Origin of the sequence: Actinoplanes sp. NPDC048791 (assembly GCF_040650095.1) — a bacterium.
Lineage (GTDB): Bacteria > Actinomycetota > Actinomycetes > Mycobacteriales > Micromonosporaceae > Actinoplanes.
On sequence record NZ_JBEZGQ010000807.1, the window covers coordinates 1 to 3869 of the forward strand.

Below are 3869 nucleotides of genomic sequence, written 5' to 3' on the forward strand. Positions count from 1 at the left end.
CCCGACCGCGCCCAGTGCGGCGGTCACCTCACCGGCGGCCGGGCGGCGGCCGGCCAGGCGCAGCGGCAGAGCCACGTTCTGCGCCGCGCTGAGCGACGAGACCAGGTTGAACGCCTGGAAGACGAAGCCGACCCGGTCGCGGCGCAGCCGGGTCAGCGCTGTCTCGTCCAGGTCGCCGAGCGGTGTGCCGGCGATCGAGACCACACCGCCGGTCGGGCGGTCCAGACCGGCGGCACAGTGCAGCAGCGTCGACTTCCCGGAGCCGGACGGCCCCATCACGGCGCTGAACGTCCCCGGCGGGAAGTCCACGTTCACGTCGTCGAGGGCGAGCACCTGCCGGGTGCCCGAGCGGTAGATCATCCGCACGTCGCGGAGGGAAACGGCCATGGCGAAAACAATGTCGGCTCCGCTGCGACCCGTCGTCATGCTCAGGACGACACCTGGAGTCCTCCTTGGGCAGGACGGCCGGCCGCCGCTTCATCCTCAGGTATGACGACTCAGGGACGACGACCCCGCAGCGTGTCGCCGCTAGGGTCGGGAACGTGCCTGTCCCACCCTTCCTGCTCTGGCGACCCGGCCGGGTCCAGCGGCGCATTTTCGATGCCGTCCTGGCCGCCGCGGTCACGCTCGTGTGCCTGCTGTCGGCTGTCGAGTCACCGGCCGCAGGCCCCCACGAGTCCGCCTGGGTCACCCTCGTCGCAAGTCTGGCGATGGGTGCGCCACTCGCGGTTCGCCGGCTCGTGCCGCTGGGTGCCGCGGCGGTCGTGCTGAGCGCGGCGGCGGTCTGCCTGGCCACCGGCCTGGTTCCGGACTTCGCTTTTCCCGGGCCGGTGCTGGCGGCGGGCATCGCGCTGTATTCGGTCGGTGCGCAGGTTCCCGGGCGCCGCGCGGTTATGGCTCTGGTGGCCGGGGCCGCCCTGGTGGCCGCGGCCACGGTGGTCGCCGACGACTCCGCCGACGGTCCGGGGTCCTTCGAGGTGGCCCTCGTGGTCCTGGTGTTCGGCGTCTGCTGGCTGCTCGGCTGGACTCTGCGCGAACGCCGGGCCCACGCGGCCCGGACCGCCGCGCAGGCGACCACGCAGGCGGTGACCGAGGAGCGGCTGCGGATCGCCCGCGAGATCCACGACATCGTCGGGCACAGCCTCACCGTGATCGCGGTCAAGTCGGCGATCGGCAGCCACGTCGCCGCCGAACGGCCGGCGGAGGCCAGCGCCGCCCTGGACGTCATCGCGGCGACGAGCCGCAGTGCCCTCACCGAGCTGCGCCGCGCGGTCGGCGCCCTGCGGACCGACCCGGACTTCGCCCCGACGCCGACCCTGGCCGAGCTGCGGAAGCTGGCCGACCGGGCCGCCGAGGCGGGGATCGACGTACGGCTCGACGTGCGCGGCGACTGCGAGGTACCGGAGGGTGTCGCGCTGGCCGCGGTTCGCATCGTGCAGGAGTCCCTGACCAATGTCGTCAAGCACGCGGGGCCGACCAGCTGCCGCGTCGACGTCGAGGGGGTGCCGGGCGAGCTCCGGGTGGAGGTGACCAACGACGGCACGACGGCCCGCCGGCCGGCCGTCGACGGTGCGGGCCTGACCGGCATGCGCGAACGGGTCGCCATGCACGCGGGAGCGCTGACCGCCGGTCCCCGGGACCAGGGCGGCTTCCGCGTCCGCGCGACCCTGCCCTACGAGCAGCCAGCATGAGCGCCCGCGGCGAGCCGATCCGCGTTCTCATCGCGGACGATCAGGCGCTCGTGCGCGCCGGTTTCCGCCTGCTCATCGACGTCACCCCCGATCTCGTGGCGGTGGGCGAGGCCGCCGACGGCAACGAGGCCGTGGCCCTGGCCCGGCGCGAGCAGCCCGATGTCGTCCTGATGGACATCCGGATGCCCGAGCTCGACGGCATCGCGGCGACCCGGCTGATCACCGGCTCGCCCGGGACGCCGGACACCAGGGTGCTGATCCTGACCACGTTCGACCTCGACGAGTACGTCTTCGCCGCGCTGCGCGCCGGGGCCAGCGGCTTCCTGCTCAAGGACGTGCTGCCGGCCGATCTGGTGGCCGCCGTCCGGGTCGTCGCCGCGGGTGAGGCGCTGCTGGCGCCCACGGTCACCCGGCGGTTGATCACCCACTTCGCCGGGCTGGCGGAGTCGGCGAGCGAGCCCGCCGATTCGCTCACCGGTGTCACGGACCGCGAGCGTGACGTGCTCACCCTGGTCGGCCGGGGCCTGTCGAACACGGAGATCGCCGAGCATCTGCGGCTGAGCCTCGCCACCGTCAAGACGTACATCGGGCGGTTGCTGGCCAAGCTCCAGGCTCGGGACCGGGCCCAGCTGGTGATCGTGGCGTACGAGACCGGGCTGGTCAGACCGCTGCCGGCGCCTGCTCCGGCACCGGGGCGCGCACCGGGAAGGCCCGCCGGGCCGCCAGGACAGTCAGGGCGGCGATGAGGGTGAGCACCGCGGCCAGCGCCGGCAGCCACCCCAGCCGGCCCGCGGAGACGAAGCGTTCGCCGAGCAGGGCGCCGCCGCCGATGCCGATCTGGAAGGCGACCACGTAGACGGCCGAGGCGGCGTCGCGGGCCAGCGGTGCGACCCGCAGGATCGCGGCCTGCAACACCACCGGGATCGCTGTGAACGTGCCGCCCCAGATCAGCGCGGCCAGCACGGTCGGAGCGGCGCCGAGGACGGGCACGAGCGCGACCAGCGAGAGGGCCATGAGGACGATGAGCGTAATGAGCAGCGGTCCGGGCCGCCGGTCCACGAAACGCCCGACGATCGCGTTGCCGATCAGGCCGGCGGCGCCGTAGCCCAGCAGCAGGGCGCTCAGGCCGAAGCCCTCCAGCCCGCCGTCGCGGCGCACCAGCGGGGCGATGTAGGTGTACGCCGCGAAGTGCCCGATCACCAGCACCACCGTGCTCAGGCAGACCGCCGCGACCGGCCCGTTGCGGATGATCCGCACCGACGCCTTCAGCCGGGCTCCCGCGCGCACGGTCAGGTCCTGGGGCAGCGCCGGCAGCTTCGGCAGCACGATCAGCAGCGCCACCACGCACGCCGCGCCGGCCACCGCCAGCACGGCCAGGGCGACCCGCCAGCCCAGCCACTGACCCAGGGCCGTGCTCAGCGGCACGCCCAGCACGATGGCCAGCGAGTTGCCGAGGAAGACCAGTGCGGTGGCCCGTCCGGCCCGGTCCGGTGGCACGAGCCGGGCCGCCACCGGGGCGATCGTCGACCAGAAGACGCCGTGGGCCACCGCACAGATCAGACGCGACAGGGTGAGGATGAGCAACGAGCCCGCGAAAGCGGCGATGAGCTGGGAGATTGCAAATATCGCCACGGTCACGGCGATGAGCAGATGCCGCGGGATCCGCATGGTGAGCGCGGTCAGCGGGATGGTGGTCAGCGCCGCCACAACGGCGTAGCTGGTCAGCAGTAGGCCCACGTCTGCCTCGCTGACCGCCAGACCGTCGGCGATCTGCGGGAGCAATCCGACCGGGAGCGTTTCCGCGGTGACGTAGACGAAGCAGGCAGCGCTGAGCACGATCAGTCCACCTCGGTGCTGGCTCACCACACGACAATATGCTCTTGATCCGAGCAAATGAAGGGGGAACGCTGTGCCGACGCGCGCAACCGAGCTGCTGCGGGTGGTGCACGCCCGTCCCGGCGTCACCCGGGCGGACGCCGCCCGGCTCATCGGCGTCGGCACCGGCGCGACCACCGAGCTGGTCGGCCGCCTCGGGCAGGCCGAACTGCTCGCCGAGGGCCCGACCGCACCGAGCGGCGCCCGCGGCCGCCCGACGACCCCGCCACCAACCGGCCGGACATCCTCGACCCGGCGCTGCTGCGCCCGGGCCGCTTCGACCGGCAGATCCCGGTGGACAAC

At 73.4% G+C, this 3869-nt stretch carries 4 protein-coding genes and 1 pseudogene; 3 read left to right on the forward strand and 2 right to left on the reverse strand.

What is annotated here, in order from left to right; genetic code table 11:
* Positions 1-387: ATP-binding cassette domain-containing protein (locus AB0C29_RS37450; protein WP_360830786.1), on the reverse strand; the 387-nt coding region annotated here is incomplete at its 3' end.
* 155 nt (positions 388-542) lie between these two features.
* On the opposite strand from AB0C29_RS37450, the gene AB0C29_RS37455 reads away from it, so the two are divergent.
* Together AB0C29_RS37455 and AB0C29_RS37460 are read left to right on the forward strand one after the other, a co-directional pair.
* Positions 543-1691: a sensor histidine kinase gene (locus AB0C29_RS37455; RefSeq protein WP_360830789.1), complete on the forward strand. Its 1149-nt coding sequence runs from the start codon at positions 543-545 to the stop codon at positions 1689-1691.
* On the forward strand, positions 1688-2437 hold the full coding sequence (locus AB0C29_RS37460; RefSeq protein ID WP_360830792.1) for a response regulator transcription factor: 750 nt from the start codon (positions 1688-1690) through the stop codon (positions 2435-2437). The genes AB0C29_RS37455 and AB0C29_RS37460 overlap by 4 nt, the downstream gene beginning before the upstream one ends.
* On the opposite strand, the gene AB0C29_RS37465 is transcribed toward AB0C29_RS37460, so the two are convergent.
* Positions 2352-3554 (reverse strand): MFS transporter, encoded by a 1203-nt coding sequence (locus AB0C29_RS37465; RefSeq protein WP_360830795.1) that lies wholly within the window; start codon positions 3552-3554, stop codon positions 2352-2354. The two genes, AB0C29_RS37460 and AB0C29_RS37465, sit on opposite strands and share 86 nt — an antisense overlap.
* Before the next feature lie 46 nt (positions 3555-3600).
* Here AB0C29_RS37465 and AB0C29_RS37470 point away from each other — a divergent pair.
* Positions 3601-3869: pseudogene (locus AB0C29_RS37470) on the forward strand (hypothetical protein); the annotation flags it as partial.